The sequence below is a fragment of the Faecalicatena faecalis genome, from assembly GCF_012524165.2.
Taxonomy (GTDB): domain Bacteria; phylum Bacillota; class Clostridia; order Lachnospirales; family Lachnospiraceae; genus Faecalicatena_A; species Faecalicatena_A faecalis.
Genome location: NZ_JABACJ020000029.1, coordinates 1 through 15400, shown reverse-complemented (window position 1 = coordinate 15400; position 15400 = coordinate 1). Strand labels below are relative to the sequence as shown.

At 43.9% G+C, this 15400-nt stretch carries 13 protein-coding genes and 1 rRNA gene; 4 read left to right on the top strand and 10 right to left on the bottom strand.

What is annotated here, in order from left to right:
• Positions 1-3: 3 nt before the first annotated feature.
• The 6 genes from rplI to nhaC all read right to left on the bottom strand — a co-directional run bounded on the left by rplI (position 4) and on the right by nhaC (position 7501).
• Positions 4-453 carry a 50S ribosomal protein L9 gene (rplI, locus tag HGO97_RS20485; RefSeq protein WP_216244803.1) on the bottom strand — a complete coding sequence of 150 codons (450 nt, stop codon included), beginning with the start codon at positions 451-453 and terminating at the stop codon, positions 4-6.
• Positions 454-455: 2 nt separating this feature from the next.
• Positions 456-2501 carry a DHH family phosphoesterase gene (locus HGO97_RS20480; protein WP_216244800.1) on the bottom strand — a complete coding sequence of 682 codons (2046 nt, stop codon included), beginning with the start codon at positions 2499-2501 and terminating at the stop codon, positions 456-458.
• A 78-nt stretch (positions 2502-2579) separates the two neighbouring features.
• Entirely contained in the window at positions 2580-3809 is a 1230-nt protein-coding gene (locus HGO97_RS20475; protein ID WP_216244798.1) for an AI-2E family transporter, read from the bottom strand.
• Between the two features lie 202 nt (positions 3810-4011).
• Positions 4012-4938, bottom strand: a complete 927-nt coding sequence (locus HGO97_RS20470) for a DMT family transporter (protein ID WP_216244797.1) — start codon at positions 4936-4938, stop codon at positions 4012-4014.
• A 39-nt stretch (positions 4939-4977) separates the two neighbouring features.
• Positions 4978-5982, bottom strand: a complete 1005-nt coding sequence (locus HGO97_RS20465) for an asparaginase (RefSeq protein WP_216244796.1) — start codon at positions 5980-5982, stop codon at positions 4978-4980.
• A 22-nt stretch (positions 5983-6004) separates the two neighbouring features.
• On the bottom strand, positions 6005-7501 hold the full coding sequence (nhaC, locus tag HGO97_RS20460) for a Na+/H+ antiporter NhaC (protein WP_216244795.1): 1497 nt from the start codon (positions 7499-7501) through the stop codon (positions 6005-6007).
• A gap of 233 nt (positions 7502-7734) precedes the next feature.
• Here nhaC and HGO97_RS20455 point away from each other — a divergent pair, with 233 nt between their 5' ends.
• The 3 genes from HGO97_RS20455 to HGO97_RS20445 all read left to right on the top strand — a co-directional run bounded on the left by HGO97_RS20455 (position 7735) and on the right by HGO97_RS20445 (position 10125).
• The gene (locus tag HGO97_RS20455) at positions 7735-8697 is read left to right on the top strand and encodes a LysR family transcriptional regulator (protein WP_216244790.1); all 963 of its coding nucleotides are present in this window, start codon (positions 7735-7737) and stop codon (positions 8695-8697) included.
• A 373-nt stretch (positions 8698-9070) separates the two neighbouring features.
• Positions 9071-9274 (top strand): cold-shock protein, encoded by a 204-nt coding sequence (locus HGO97_RS20450; RefSeq protein ID WP_216244788.1) that lies wholly within the window; start codon positions 9071-9073, stop codon positions 9272-9274.
• Between the two features lie 230 nt (positions 9275-9504).
• Entirely contained in the window at positions 9505-10125 is a 621-nt protein-coding gene (locus HGO97_RS20445; protein ID WP_216244787.1) for a TetR/AcrR family transcriptional regulator, read from the top strand.
• A gap of 6 nt (positions 10126-10131) precedes the next feature.
• Here the strand turns inward: HGO97_RS20445 and HGO97_RS20440 are convergent, their stop codons facing one another.
• The 3 genes from HGO97_RS20440 to HGO97_RS20430 are packed head-to-tail and all read right to left on the bottom strand — an operon-like array spanning position 10132 to position 13855.
• Positions 10132-12123, bottom strand: coding sequence for an FAD-dependent oxidoreductase (locus tag HGO97_RS20440; protein ID WP_216244786.1), 1992 nt, complete (start codon positions 12121-12123; stop codon positions 10132-10134).
• The gene (locus HGO97_RS20435; protein ID WP_168866493.1) at positions 12120-12581 is read right to left on the bottom strand and encodes an aconitase X swivel domain-containing protein; all 462 of its coding nucleotides are present in this window, start codon (positions 12579-12581) and stop codon (positions 12120-12122) included. The genes HGO97_RS20440 and HGO97_RS20435 overlap by 4 nt, the downstream gene beginning before the upstream one ends.
• Positions 12581-13855: an aconitase X gene (locus HGO97_RS20430; protein ID WP_168866494.1), complete on the bottom strand. Its 1275-nt coding sequence runs from the start codon at positions 13853-13855 to the stop codon at positions 12581-12583. The genes HGO97_RS20435 and HGO97_RS20430 overlap by 1 nt, the downstream gene beginning before the upstream one ends.
• 301 nt (positions 13856-14156) lie before the next feature.
• Here HGO97_RS20430 and HGO97_RS20425 point away from each other — a divergent pair, with 301 nt between their 5' ends.
• Entirely contained in the window at positions 14157-15017 is an 861-nt protein-coding gene (locus HGO97_RS20425; protein ID WP_216244785.1) for a YwqG family protein, read from the top strand.
• A 275-nt stretch (positions 15018-15292) separates the two neighbouring features.
• Here the strand turns inward: HGO97_RS20425 and HGO97_RS20420 are convergent.
• Positions 15293-15400, bottom strand: a 23S ribosomal RNA gene (locus tag HGO97_RS20420); the annotation flags it as partial.

Below are 15400 nucleotides of genomic sequence, written 5' to 3'. Positions count from 1 at the left end.
CCCTTATGCTTCTTCTACAACGGATACTTTTAACTCTGCAGTCACTTCCGGGTGCAGCTTAACTGGAACCGGATGCATACCAAGAGTCTTGATAGTCTCCTTTAACTGAATCTTCTTCTTATCAATGTCTAACCCCATCTGATCCTTCACCGCTGCTGCAATTTCCTTGCTGGATACAGAACCGAATGTACGTCCGCCTTCTCCGACTTTAATGGAAAGCACGACTTTATCGGCTTCTATTTTTTCTTTTAACTGTTTTGCCGCATCCAGATTCTCCTGGGCGATCTTCTCTTCTTTCTTCTTCTGCAGCTTTAACTCGTTCAGGTTCTTATTATTTGCCTCCACTCCGAGTTTCTTCGGCAGGATAAAATTCCTTGCATATCCATCATTTACATTCACAATTTCTCCCTTTTTACCGAGAGACTTCACATCCTGTAATAAAATCACTTTCATAATTAAATATCTCCTTCTTCTATCATATTGTCTATTGTCTCTTTCAGAAGACTGATTGCTGAATCCATATCCGTATGATCAAACTGTACTCCGGCAGAATTGATGTGTCCGCCTCCACCAAGTTTCTCTGTAATAATCTGTACATTGACCTCATCAATCGAACGGGCGCTTAAGAAAATCCTGCCCTCGTACACAGTCAGAACAAAGGACGCCTTAATTCCACTGATATCCAGCAGCTCATTCGCGGCCTGGGCAGCCAGAACGGTCGGGCTTTCAATATCTCCGGGACACTGTGCAATCGCATACTCATCCCTGTAGACCTCTGCCATACGGACGGCCTCCGCTTTAGCACGGTAGGATTCCATATCATCACGGAACATCTTGCGCACACGGGTGATGTCTGCCCCGCACCTTCTCAAAAATGCTGCAGCCTCAAAGGTACGCACTCCTGTACGGTTCATAAAGTTACGGGTATCAATCATAATTCCGGCATACAGGCAGTCAGCCTCGACTGATGGGAACCTGATATCATCTACAATATACTGCAGAACCTCGGCTACCATCTCACTGGTAGATGAGGAATACGGCTCCACATAAGAAAGCACAGCATTCTCAATTACGTTGCTGCTCTGGCGGTGATGGTCAAGCACAGCAATCGTCTTGGAACGCTTTAACAGCTCCGGGCATTCCGTCATCTGAGGCTTATTTGTGTCCACCACAACGACCATGGTATTATCCGAAATATAGTCCAGTGCCTGTTCAGAATTCAGAAAAATATCTTTTCCATAGGCAGGACTCTCAGCAATCTCATCATATAAAGGACGCACAGAGTTCGTAATCTCATTGATGACCACATGTGCCTTCTTCTCCAGCTCCACAGCAGCACGGTAGATTCCCATACATGCCCCCAGAGAATCGGCATCCGCAATCTTATGTCCCATAACAATGACTTGATCCTTTGCAACGATAAACTCACGCAGCGCCTCGGCCTTAACACGAGCCTTGACACGCGTGTTCTTAGAGGTCTGCTCCTTCTTGCCGCCAAAGTATGTAATTCCCTTGCAGTCCTTGATGACGGCCTGATCTCCTCCCCTTGCAAGGGCCAGATCGATTGCAACACGGGCATAGTTATAACTCTGGGCATAAGTAGCCGTATTGAGCCCAAGTCCGATACTTAAGGTAGCGGAACGTGCATTCCCGATATTCACCTGCTTTACATCTTCTAACAGAGAAAACTTATCCGCCTCAATCTTGCGGTAGCTTTCCTTTTTGATCACGATAAAATACTTATCCTTTTCCAGCTTCTTTACAATGCCGTCAATATCACCGATATACTTGTTGATCTTCCGGTCAATGAGGGCAACAAGAAGAGACTGCCGCACTTCCTCGACACTCTCCATGACTTCGTCATAATTATCAATATAAATCAGTCCTGCAATCAGACGCTGGTCTTCATTCTCTTTGATATAAGCGTTCAGTTCCGTGACATCCTTCATATAAACTGCGATGAAATATTCCTTCTCACGTGGAATGGCAAGAAGCTGTTCTGCCTCACTGAACCCCTCAACTGAAATCCTTCTAAGCTCGACCTGGTAATCTCTCTCCCTGTAGGTGACCTCAATCTCCACATGGTCAGACTCTTCCCTTGGGAAAACCCCCGTATTCAGCTCTGGAATCAGCTTCTGCAGATACTTCTCCCGCTTCTGGCCCTCAATCATGTCATTAAAGCTGCCATTCTTCCAGAGGATACGTCCATCTTCCAAAAGAATCGCATAAGGAATCGCCAGCTCCTTGAGCAGTGTGTTCTGAATTCCCTTATACTGGGTGGAAAACTGAATCAGGTCCGCCAGAATAAGCGAGCGGTTATAAAAATACAGGATTCCTGCTATCACAAGATAAATGACAACAAAAACAGACATCATAGCGCCTGCCTTCCTGTCGATCATATACATCCAGATGTTCATCGCGAGCAAAAGAACGGTCATAATCAGCGGCCACTGCATATACATCCGCAGTTGTCCCTTTAATCGCATATTCTTCTTTCCCATGCTTTTTTCCTCATAAATCTTCTATCGTGTTACCGTTAATGTGTCTAGTATATCACTTTTTCGCATATTATTCTACTTTTAGTTTTCATTCCCAGTAATCCCATTCCCTGAATCCGCCGCTTCTGCTTTAGACAACTCCACCGGATTCCCGGATTCCTGGTCAATCTGAAGCCCTTTTTTCTCGAGCTGTCCATACACATGGTTCCGAAACAATGTATAGATCACTGACACGATCGGGATAAACACGAGCATCCCCACGACCCCCATCAGGCTCCCGCCGATGCTGACTGCTGCCAGCACCCAGATAGACGGAAGTCCGACTGAGCCTCCCACGACTTTTGGATAGATCAGATTCCCTTCGATCTGCTGAAGCACCAGGAACAGGATAACAAAGATTACTGCTTTCATCGGCGCATCCATTAGAATCAGGAACGCTCCGACTACGCATCCGATAAACGCTCCGAAGATCGGAATCAGCGCCGTAAACGCAATCAGCACACCGACCAACAGTGCATAAGGCAGACGGCAGATTGTCATTGCTACAACAAACATCGCGCCCAGTATCACAGCCTCCACACATTGTCCTGTAAGGAAACTTGAAAAAGTCTTATAAGTCAGAGAGCAGATATCTAATATTTTTTCTACATATTCCCGTTTCAGATAAGCATACATAATCTTCCGAACCTGAATATTCAGCCGTTCCTTCTGTAATAAGATATAGCACGCAAACACGAAAGCAATTACAAAAGTCGTCATTCCGCTTACAATACTCTTCGCGACTGTAAAGGTTGATCCAAGAACGCTTCCAGCCCCATTTTTGAAGAATGACATGATCCCATTCAGCACCTTGTCCCAGTCAATCCGAATATCGTTGACCAGGGCCACCACATCTTTATTATTATTGAACAGCTCCTCCACCCAAATCTGAACCTTCGGCACAAAAGCCTGTATACTTTTTCCCAGGGACATAAAGGTACTGCCCAGCTTTGGTACTACAACAAAGATGACCAAAGAAATAATTCCCAACACAAATATAATTGTCAGCACGAGACTGACCGGCCTGGATAATCTCTTTGCCCACTTCTGATTCTTTGTCTTCTTATTATAAAAGAGCTTTTCTTCTATAAAATGCATTGGTACATTCAGGATGAACGCGATTGCAGCTCCTAAAAGAAACGGAAAAATGATTCCAAGCAAAAATCCTAACGCCTCCAGAACAACAGTGTATTTCCAGAGAGCTATCAGTACAATGATCGTAAAAAGAATCAGCCCCCTGATTTTCCTTAAATTTTCTTTATTAAATTCCATGTCATACCCACTTTCTATTCTGCACACAGTCAAACCAGATATTCACAATCCGCTCTGCTGCTTCCCCGATGAAATTAAATTGAACTGATTATTCCACATTCTAACATATCAGAATATATAGTTCCATAGTTTTTCCGCGGAAATTCAAATGCATTGCATGGAAAGCTGACAGAATTACTATATCATAACAAAAGAGCCGTCATCAGCGGCTCTTTTGAAAGGATAAGACGGGCAGATTCACATTTAGTATTACCACCGCGCCCAGAATACATACAATTCCAAGTGCAGACCCCCAAGTCAGAGGCTCTTTATATATCACAGCCCCGAACAAGGTAGTCATCATTGGCTCGATTGTTGCAAGAATGGCAGCCTTACTGGCAGGAGTTGTCTTGAGCCCTATTGTATACAGAAGATGCGGTACCACAGCCGTTACGATTCCAAGGGCCACAGACCAGCCCACCAGTCCGAATTTGTCACCTGCTGCATGGTACACTGTTACAAACTCCGAAGGTCTGGCAATTATGCACATGACCATTGCTGCGAATAAAAAGCTGTAAGTCGTCACCACCAAGGGAGGATATTTCCGCAGGGCCACAGTTCCGATGATACTGTAAGACCCATAAGAGATGCCGGAAATGATTCCAAGCACGATTCCCACCGGAGTCACCAGTCCTCCCCCACTGCCAGAAACCAGGATGCAGCCCATAAAAGCAATGATTAGAGCCCCCAGCTTTCTTCTGGTCACCTTTTCATGGAAGAACAAGATGGACATCAGCATCACCCATATGGGGGAGGTATACATTAAAATAGAAGCGACCGACATTGACATCATCTGTATGGCAGTAAAATTGGTACATGTAACAATCGCAAGCCCACATAGACCAAGGCTGAAAAACAGGGGAATATCCCGCCAGTTGATTCGAAATCCCGACGGATTCTGAAACAACATAATCACTACATAAAAGACAGCGGCCACCGTCAGCCTGAGGCAGGAAATCTGGATTGATGTCAGTCCGTACGCGGTAAGCTGTCGGACGAAAATCCCCATCGTTGCCCAGAGGATACCCGCGGTCATAATCAGAAGAGTTCCTCCGTTATCCAAAAAGTGATTTTGATTCTTCTTATTCATAGTCCTCCATTTCTCCTGTGCCATATCAGACAATCCTATTTATAACTGGAAAATACAACGGGTCTGTCCTACAACCTCTTTTTTGAAATTATAGACATTCATCTTTGTCTCCGGCTTAAAATCACCAAGCTCACTATCCAGAATTTCTCCAAGCTGACGCAGAGTTTCCACTACGACCGCATCTCTGACCGGCCCCATGCCGCAATCCAGTTTGATTGCAATGCCGAGCCCCTTGTCCTTAATTCCCAGTCCATAGAAACCATCAGCACCAGATTTACTGAAAACATTTTTCCGCTTGAGCGCATTGATCCGTGCATCTGGACGCCCTGTCCCTGAGACATAGAGTGGATATTCCTGAATAGACTCAACGACTCTTTCGGCTGACTTCCTATGTCCTTCTGGAAGTACCTCCGGGCGGCTGAGCTTCGCAAAGCCTAATGCAAAATTGTACATCGGCATCGCATGGACTGGAACACCACATCCATCAATACCAAGCTCGATCTTTTCAGCAGGGTAATCACAGATTTCTCCCAGCATCTTAAGGATTCTCTGCTGATGCGGATGAGAGGTGAGATAATAATCTTCCAGGCTGTCTTTTAAATACTTCGAGGTGATCAGCATGCCTGCATGCTTGCCGGAACACATCTCCTGTGCCGGAATCGGTTCGATTCCCTCCCGCCGCATTTGATCTGCAAGCGGCTGGTACATGGGATAATGTGTACCGCACTGCAGATAATCCTCTGAAAGCCCAGCCTTCTCCAAAATCTCCCGCACAGCTTCCACATGATAATCCTCTCCACTGTGGGAAGAGCAGATCAGAGATACCTCTTTATTGGTGATCCCATAATAATCAGCAGCTCCGCTTTCCAGAACGACCATCGCCTGAAATAATTTTGCAGAAGACCGGGCAAATACCATCTTATCAGGGTCTCCTAAGCTGTAAATAATCTCTCCGGCGGAATCTACCACCAAAATATGCCCTGTAAAACCAAGGTCCTCATAACCACCGCGATAGCCGACAGCCAATAATTCTCCAACTTTCATGGTTTTTCTCCTTTATCATCTATTATGCTTCCTTTGGGACTGCCTGGACCACATCCACCTTTGCCTCAGTCTGATCCTCCATTTCCCCGGGTGATAGTCTCTTAATGCCGATTCCTGTAAAGCCATAGATCAGTGCAAATACGATACACAAATAACACAGGAAGGCCCACGGCAGGTATGCCATTACGGAAACACCCAGTGTGGAGGACATGAACACACCACTTGTCGACCAGGGAACCAGCGGCATAATCACTGTACCGGCATCCTCAAGGGACCGGGAAAGATTTTCAGGTGCCAGTCCTCTCTTTTTATAAACATCCCGGAATAATTCGCCCGGGAGAATGATTGTAAGGTAGGTAGCGCCTACTGTAAATGCAAGCCCTGCTGTAGCAAATAAGGTAGAAGCAATCAGGCCGCCTGTACTCTTGACACATAAAAGTAGTTTGTTCAACAGCACTTCTGTACATCCTGAGGCAACCAGCATTCCTGCAAATGTCAGTGCGACCATGAGAAGCTGAATTGTACTCATCATACTAGAAAGACCACCTCTCACCAACAGCGTGTTGATTTCAGGAACAATTGCTGCCATATCAAATCCCGGAACATGGAGCAGATCCAGGTTAAATCCATTGATCATTGCAGATAAAACATCTCCCAGTGCCGCATGCTGGAAAATCATGCTCTCTACACTGGCAACAGCTACAGAAACGACCATGATCGGAGTCGTTGGCAGGCGCATCAGGGAACCTCCCAGGACAATGACTGCCGGTAAGAGAAGCAGGATATTAAAATTAAATAAGGTATCTAACTGTCCCATCATGATATCCACACCTTCTGCATTGACTGCATTAGAGACCTTTCCGCTCATACCAAGAATGGTATATGCCACGAGACAGATCACGGTAGGCGGTACAATTGTCCACATCTGATGTTTAATATGTTCATATAAGGTACAGCCTGAGACCATCGGTGCCAGATTTGTGGTATCTGACAAAGGAGAAATCTTATCACCAAAGTATGCACCGGAGAGTACCGCGCCTGCTGCCACAGGAAGTGATACACCAAGTGCCCCGGCGATTCCCATGATAGCAACGCCCATGGTTCCTACAGACCCCCATGAAGTTCCGGTCACGACTGAAATCACTGCACATACGATAAAAGCCGTAGTCAGAAGCATATGCGGGTTAATAATCTTAACACCATAATAAATCATCATGGGAATACAGCCTGACAAGATCCAACTTCCGATAATCATTCCTACAGCCAATAAAATCATGATTGCTCCGAATGCTGATTTAATCTTATTGCCAATCTCCTGTTCCATTTCCTCCCAGGTGTGTCCGGTGCGGCGTCCAATAATAGCTGCAATAACAGCAGCAATAATCAGAAGGGCCTCTACCGAATAGTTTTTGACTCCCTTTCCATAGACCAGCAGAACAACCAGAGCGACCAGTGGTATCATTGCCTCCCAGAATTTGGGCAGCCGTTTTTCTACGTGCTTTTTCGTTTTCTTTCCCATAAAAATCCTCCCATTCTTTTTCAAAATGAATTTTACGATTCCTTTTCTTGTAATTATCATACTACGAGATCTTGTTTCCTTTCCAATTCCTATTTCTTATAACAGTTATCAGAAAAATAAATCAATTCATCGAAGTTACCTATATCCTCGTGTTTCTATCTTTTACTTTCATGATTTTTATGCTATGATGATTAAAATTTGTAATATGTCATGGAATGATAGGAGATGATTATTTGAATATTCAGCAGTTACGGTATGTCATTGAAATTGCAAGACAAGGATCTTTTAATAAGACTGCACAGACGCTCTTTATCTCGCAGCCAGCGCTCAGCAACGCAATCAAGGACCTTGAGACAGAACTGGGATACAGTATCTTTATCCGTGACAGAAAAGGAGTAAGACCCACAGATGAAGGAAAACAATTTTTAGCTTCTGCCAAGACAATCATTCAAGAATTAGAGAATATCCAACAGCTTCATGTCCCGCAGTCCTCATCCCAACAGCAGATTTTGAAATTTTCGAGCGACCGCGCTGCATTTGTAGCAAAAGCATTGGTAGAATTCAGCCAGGATTATCTGAAAGATAAGAAGTATGCACTACATCTGTATGAAAAAGACAGTGCCCAAGTCATCATTGACGTTGTGACAAGGAAAGTTGATATCGGTATCATTGCCGTCCTCGCCTCGGATAACATGGAATGGATCAAGGACCTGAAAAAAAGAGATCTGGTCCATGAATTTCTGTTCCGAACCAAATCTTATGCAATCCTTAGAAAGGGGCATCCGCTGCTTGAAAAGGCAGAGCTTCATCTGGAAGATCTTTACCAATACCCCATCTTCCGTACGGACTATGATGCCAATCTTCTGGATGATTATAATTTGGTCGCTGGTTTTCCTTTTTATAATCAGTTTGAGCAGACCATTTACACGGATAGTATGCGTTTCATGTATAATTTTATCGGACATTCGGACGGAATCTTTATTGGTACGACCCAACTTCATGTAGAAGAGCTGCATCCATTTCTGACAGCACTCCCGCTGCCTGATATCGATGTTGACTGGGAATATTACTATATCTACAGAAAAGGTTACCGTCCTTCGCCTATGGTGGCGGAATTTTTAAAATATCTGGAGGGTGTGATTACAGAACAGCAGGAGGTAGAAGCAGCAGCAATAGCACCTGTTGCTGTAAAATAGAACAAATTTGCACCCGTATATTCATAACTGTATATCCATAACTTTTTTTCGTACATATGAAGCTGTATCTTCCGCTGCATGGTTCTCTGTCATGCGGCGGAAAATACAATCTTTTGATCTATACGAAATAAATGGGAATATGACGCCTAAAAGTGAACATTTCTGGAACCTGTGACATTTTGGTGATATTATTCCTGAAAACGCTTGACGGATTGGTTTTTCTATGTTATTCTTTACTTGTATTTTCATCGGATTAGATTTCACATATTTTTGTAAGTCATTATGTTCCATTGATAATGCTTTACAAAAATATGTGATTTTTTATTATCAGAGGATTTACAACAAAATATTATTATTTTTAGGAGGTATCTTCATGAACAGAGGTACAGTTAAATGGTTTAACGCACAAAAAGGATTTGGATTTATCACAAACGACGAGAACGGTGAAGACGTATTCGTACACTTCTCAGGAATCGCTGCTGATGGTTACAAGAGCCTGGAAGAAGGACAGAAAGTAACATTCGAAATTACAGAAGGAAACCGCGGACCACAGGCTGTTAACGTAACAGCTGCTTAATTTTATTAAGCCCGTGTCTTTTGAATAAGATGTGAAGACCAAAAAGAAGCATTGACCTTTCCATAAGTCAATGCTTCTTTTTTTGATGTAGTGCAGATATCGGCAACAGAAACGCCTTTCTCTAATCTGGTCTGATCTTCTGCCAGCCGATAGATGATTCACTGTTTACATTCCACCTAAAATACGGTACGATATTGACATCAATTCAATGAATCAGAAAGGCGGCTATTATGAACAAACGTCAGAAACAGGCTATGCAGACAAAAGAAAATCTTGTAAAAGCGGCGCTTTATCTGTTGCGGGAGAAGGGCTTTCCTGACCTTACGATCAGAGACCTCTGTCAGTGTGCAGAAGTCTCCATCGGAACATTTTACCATTATTTTTCCTCCAAGGAGGATATTATCAATCAGGGATTCGGATTCTATGACCTGGATCTGGAAGAATATCTGGAAACCTACACACAGACGAATCCCAACCCGATCCGTGCAATTTATGATATCATTATGAACCAGACCCGTTATGTAGCGGACAGGACAGCCGGTTTTACCAAGGAGCTGTACATCGGTATGCTTTCTATCCGGGAAGGATATGCGACCAAGGACACTCGCAAGTATTACCAGACTATCCTGTACTATACGAAAGAAGCTGTTAAGCAGGGACTTTTTAGTACGGAAAAGACCGCGGAAGAGTTGGCCGAGTTCATGATACGTACTAACCGCGGAGATATTATTGACTGGTGTCTGCACGACTATCAATATAATCTTGAAGAACGCGCACAGGAAGACCTGCTCTTTCTTTTAAAAGGTCTGCTTAAGGATGGGGCCGGAACATTAGAAAGTCATCTGGAATAAGAGACTTTAGATATTCCGTGCGATTTCATAGGCATCCCAGATTGCATACATAATATTATGTACCTGATTTGAATCTCCTACATTGTACAGCGGTACTGGAATATCAATAAGATCCTGATATAATTGATTATCCGAACGGTATCCAACTGCCGAAATGACAGTGTCTGCCTCAATCTCACTGACATAGTTTCCTGACTTTGTAAGGACTTTTCCAGCCTCAATCTTTGTTACTGTAGTACTCGTGTGTATTGCTACCTGATGCTTTTCCAACAGCGCCATCAACATAGAATAGTTCATGAACGGAATTCCATGAATTCCTCCGACTACCTCCGGGAGCATTTCAATAATCTCTACCTTTTTGCCTTGCTGTGCAAGCCATAAGGCTGTCTCACATCCGACCAGCCCGCCGCCGATCACAGCAATCTTCTCTCCTGGAACGACCTTTCCAAGAAGGATATCATCTGCCGGAACCGCAGTCTTCAATGCTTCCTGTGTCAGGTGGATTGGCTTGGAACCTGTCGCCACGACAACTGCATCCGCATGATACCCCTTGACATCCTCTTTGGATACTGCCGTATGATATTTCACCTCGACCTTGAGAAGTTCTAATTGCTTTTGATACCATTTCACCAGCATCCCGTCATATTTCTTGAAGCTTGGCACTCCTCCCGGAATCAGATTTCCTCCTAATTCACCGGTTTTTTCGCATAGAGTTACTTTGTAGCCGCGTTCAGCACATGCTCTTGCTACTTCACACCCTGCAACACCGCCGCCGATCACAAGAATATGCTTCTCCCCGTTTGCCGGTGGAAGCGCATAAATTTCCTCACGTCCACAGGCCGGATTCACTGCACAGCTGATCGGTCCCTTTGTAATATGTCCCAGACAGCCTTCATGACAGCCCAGACATGGACGGATCTCATCTAGCCTTCCAGTCCTTAACTTCTCAGGATAGTAAGGATCTGATAGAAGTTGGCGTCCATATTCCACGATATCGCAGGATTTTCCGAGTGCCTCTACAGCTATGTCAGGATTCTCCATACGTCCTGCAAGAATAATCGGCACATCTACTTCTTTTTTCAAAATCTCTCCGATTGGGCGGTACATTCCCTCTTCCTCAAAATACATTGGCGGATGGTTCCAGAACCAGGAGTCATAAGTTCCGGCATCTACATTAAGTGCATCATATCCTGCAGCTGCAAGAAGCTTTGCTGCCTCGATTCCTTCCTCAACGTCACGCCCTGCTTCGATATACTCTTCTCCTGGCAGGGCTCCCTGTCTAATAGCCTTCATACAGCTCTTTAGACTATAACGCAGTGACACTGGAAAATCTGTTCCACACGCCTTCTTAATTCCTTTCACAATATCCGTTGCAAAACGCAGACGGTTCTCAAGGCTTCCACCATATTCATCTGTACGCTGATTAAATAGTGCGATTGCAAACTGATCCAGCAGATATCCTTCATGAACTGCATGAATCTCCACACCATCAAAGCCTGCACGCTGCGCGATCACTGCTGACTGCACAAATTTTTTCGTCATAATTGCAATCTCTTCTTTTGTCATCTCCCTGTGCTGGATACGGACATCGAAACGGTTCACCTGCGCAGACGGAGCAATGTAGTTCTTTGCATTGCCCGGCATAGTGCTTCTTCCAGTTCCTGCTGTAAGCTGAAGCAGGATTTTACATCCATAAGCATGAACACGTTCATTCATCTGGTTTGCATTATGTACAAAAGCCATCGGATTGACTGTAGGACTCGGCATTCCCGGCTGGGGAATCCCCTCAATTTCTGGTGCGACATCACATAACCCAGTAATAATCAGGCCGATTCCGCCCTTTGCTCTCTCTACATAATAGTCCTGTAGTCTCTGTGTAAATGCAAAATTGGGGTCCGCATAACCGATAGGTCCCATAGGGGCCATTGCCATTTTATTTTTCAATCTTAACTTTCCAATGCTGGTTGGTTCAAACAGTGGAGCATACTTTTTATTCATTCTCTTCCCTCCCTTTCATCCTCAATAATTATGGTTCCGTCTTCTTTAATTTCAGCCATCTGTCCATCTTTTACCTCGTCCAAGAAGGCCTCTCCCAGTCGATCTACAGCCACGATCTTTGTATTTTCCCAGATATCCGCCAGAAGGACACCGGATAACGCCAGGGAGTCGATTGGATTGGCAAATATGATTGCCTTCGGATGTTTTTTCAATGCCGCAATTGTCTGAATCAGCATCCCAGCAGTGGTGGAACCGATGACCTGCGGAATGCACAAAATCACCCCTGCCAGGTCCTTGTTGTAGAGATCCTTATTATCCGCATCAATGCAGACTGCCGGTGCCGACGGGTTGGTAAGTACTCCTGAATAGGATGCCAGAACATTCAGACCATAATGGGAAACAAGTAAACGTCCGGTCACATTACCTTTTACAACTGCTCTTCCTTTATATTCCTTCATTACATGCCACCTCCTGTCACAATTACATCTACCAGCTCATCATCGTCTAGATACCTGGACTTTGAATAGGTCCGCAGCTTGTTGGAATTTGTGATCACAGGGACTCCATCCATACCGCTCACTCTCATCAGAGGACACACGCCTCCAATTTCCACACCGATCTTCGTCAACTTTTCATAATAAGGTGTTTCTTTAAAACGTCTAATGACAGCCGGAGCACTACAGATTACCGTATCTACGGAGATTCTCTTTTTGTTATGCCGTACCAGAGCTTCTTCAAACTTCTCTGCCCATTGAATCAACTGGTCGTAGGAGCAGTGTGGACATCCGATATATGCCTTGTAAGGAATGGCATGCTCATATTTCCAGAGAATCGGATAGGAATTCTTCACCCGTTCCAGTTCGGCATCATCAATCACATATGTCTGCGCACCTTCACGAATGAGTGCATCTCCATGTTCTTTTGCTTCTGGTGTTAGATTTTCCACATGATAGAGGCCGACTGCACCGTTGGATGCGGTTGCAGCGCCCATATCTTTTAGAAAATCTTTTGCATTCTGATCAATCACACTGCCTAGATATTGATCCAAACCTTTGATATATGGGACCTTCTCCATAACCTTAAATCCGATTGCACTTCCCAAAATCTGCGGACGAGGCAGCTTCGTTGTCTTTAATTCAATCACCCAATCGGCTTTTCTGCCTTCATCCGTCATAAAACCAAAGTTCGGAGTCAGCCCCAGTATTCCGCTGAATATCTCGATTACGCCGGAATTTCTGTTAGTACGGGCCCCCAGAACGGAATTCGCATACACTACGGCGGAAGACTCTGCCCATGCCAGCTTATCTCCATAGGAGGGCGTATTGCCAATCTCGTCAAAATAACAAGCACAGGAAAATGCATCCTGATCCTTCAAACCCACGCTTTTTAAAAGCTCCTCATACTCCGGCTGTGTGGAATATAATTTCTTATAGACCGTCTCTTCCACCGTGTTCCCATGAAATCCCATGTTTTCAAAATCCATTGGTCTTGGGTCCGCTGTAAATGGAAGCTTGGTCTTGATTCCTGCAGCTTTAAACTCGCCTAAGATTTTAAAAAATGGTCTCAGTGGCGCCATCGCAAAAGAGCATACAAGCTGTACCGGCCCATCCAGTTCAACCATGCGGTCGGCTTCATATACCTCTCCATACCGTACCAGAGTCTCCATCGTCTTCTGGAGCAATTCCCCCTGTCTGCCATCTAAGATGGCCTGTTGTTCGTCTGTTAAATACATATGTTTCTCCTTTCATTTGTTGAACATAGTTCGTCGAACATTGTTTAATGTAATTATAACTCTTATTTTCTGTTTGTCAATTAATTAACCAATTTAATGACAAGAAGAAGAATATTCAGCATTTTTTACAATTAAGAAGATGGTATTTTGTCTATAAACGCCAATAGCTTCTCGACTTTGCTGCTAACAGAGGACTTATAGTCCCAGAAAGCACATAATATAGATGCAGATTTAGAAAAAACAAGTTAAAATCAGTTTATATCCAGATCTTCTAATCTTATAAATCGGAGGCGGAAAACATATGAAGATATCCTTATTCAAAAAGATACCCAGGCCATCAGAAAGTCCTTCCACAGACAAAAGGCCTGATGTAAACCACGTGATTCAGGTATCCAAAAAACACACTGAAAGGGAAGTGATACAAATCCATTTAGAAGACCAGGCGCACTCTATATTTGCAAGCAAATTCGGTGGTCGGCCCTATCTCCCACGCACTCTGGAAGTACCAGTGAATCAAAATGGACAACAACTACGTCTGCTTGCGCAGATACGCATGGATGAACTGCCACCATCACGAATAGGACTTTCCCTCACAGGTCTACTGCAATTCTGGGTATTAGACGATGATACAACAGGGCTGGATTTTGAATATTCTTTAGAAGCAGATGATTATCGGATTCTTTATTATCCAACCATTGACGAAAGTGTGACAAGCACAGAAATTGATTACAAGTATCATCCTTATTGTGAAAACAAAAGCTATTTTCCAATCCAGGACGAATTTGGCCTCCATTTCACATTAGAAAAAGAGTCCATGTCTTACTGCGATTTTCAATTTGTACAGACCTTTGTTAAAGTTTGGAATCAGGAATATCCAGATTTCCCGATTTCAAACTTAGATAGTTTAGATGAAGAAATGATATCAGAACAGTTTTGTATGGGTGGACATAAAATCGGCGGCTACCCACTTTTCACCCAGTGGGATCCCCGTGAAGGGAAAAATGAAGATCATAAGATTCTTCTTTTACAAATAGATACAGATCAATTTAATGGAAAAGAAATTATCTGGGGCGACAGCGGAGTCGCTAACTTCTTTATAACCACCCATGATTTAGAAACACTAAACTTCTCCAGGGTTCTATACAACTGGGATTGTTATTGAGCAAAGGGAGCAGGCCCCTTTGCTCTCCATTTTCAAAATAGTCTCAAAAGCAACTTATAATCTATCAACCTTCTTTCTCCATATTGCTTATTTTCTCTATATTTCTTATATCTTTTCTTTTTTTATATCCTACTTATTCCTATGGCACCCACCACTGTTCTTTAAATACAAAAAAAACGATACCAATCGGTATCGTCCTCTCATCCCATCTATCTGATGTACCTTCAAAACTACACACAAAGAATCTTTCAAACATCCATTTCCTATCACCCTGCTTGGTTATGCCCTCGACCTATTAGTAACAGTCAGCTCCATGCATTACTGCACTTCCACCTCTGCCCTATCTACCTCGTCGTCTTCAAGGGGTCTTACTAACTTGACGT

What these genes read in the sequence shown, in the direction of transcription:
- rplI (WP_216244803.1), bottom strand. Translation starts at nt 453, where the DNA reads ATGAAAGTGATTTTATTACAGGATGTGAAGTCTCTCGGTAAAAAGGGA.
- HGO97_RS20480 (WP_216244800.1), bottom strand. Translation starts at nt 2,501, where the DNA reads ATGGGAAAGAAGAATATGCGATTAAAGGGACAACTGCGGATGTATATG.
- HGO97_RS20475 (WP_216244798.1), bottom strand. Translation starts at nt 3,809, where the DNA reads ATGGAATTTAATAAAGAAAATTTAAGGAAAATCAGGGGGCTGATTCTT.
- HGO97_RS20470 (WP_216244797.1), bottom strand. Translation starts at nt 4,938, where the DNA reads ATGAATAAGAAGAATCAAAATCACTTTTTGGATAACGGAGGAACTCTT.
- HGO97_RS20465 (WP_216244796.1), bottom strand. Translation starts at nt 5,982, where the DNA reads ATGAAAGTTGGAGAATTATTGGCTGTCGGCTATCGCGGTGGTTATGAG.
- nhaC (WP_216244795.1), bottom strand. Translation starts at nt 7,501, where the DNA reads ATGGGAAAGAAAACGAAAAAGCACGTAGAAAAACGGCTGCCCAAATTC.
- HGO97_RS20450 (WP_216244788.1), top strand. Translation starts at nt 9,071, where the DNA reads ATGAACAGAGGTACAGTTAAATGGTTTAACGCACAAAAAGGATTTGGA.
- HGO97_RS20445 (WP_216244787.1), top strand. Translation starts at nt 9,505, where the DNA reads ATGAACAAACGTCAGAAACAGGCTATGCAGACAAAAGAAAATCTTGTA.
- HGO97_RS20440 (WP_216244786.1), bottom strand. Translation starts at nt 12,123, where the DNA reads ATGAATAAAAAGTATGCTCCACTGTTTGAACCAACCAGCATTGGAAAG.
- HGO97_RS20435 (WP_168866493.1), bottom strand. Translation starts at nt 12,581, where the DNA reads ATGAAGGAATATAAAGGAAGAGCAGTTGTAAAAGGTAATGTGACCGGA.
- HGO97_RS20430 (WP_168866494.1), bottom strand. Translation starts at nt 13,855, where the DNA reads ATGTATTTAACAGACGAACAACAGGCCATCTTAGATGGCAGACAGGGG.
- HGO97_RS20425 (WP_216244785.1), top strand. Translation starts at nt 14,157, where the DNA reads ATGAAGATATCCTTATTCAAAAAGATACCCAGGCCATCAGAAAGTCCT.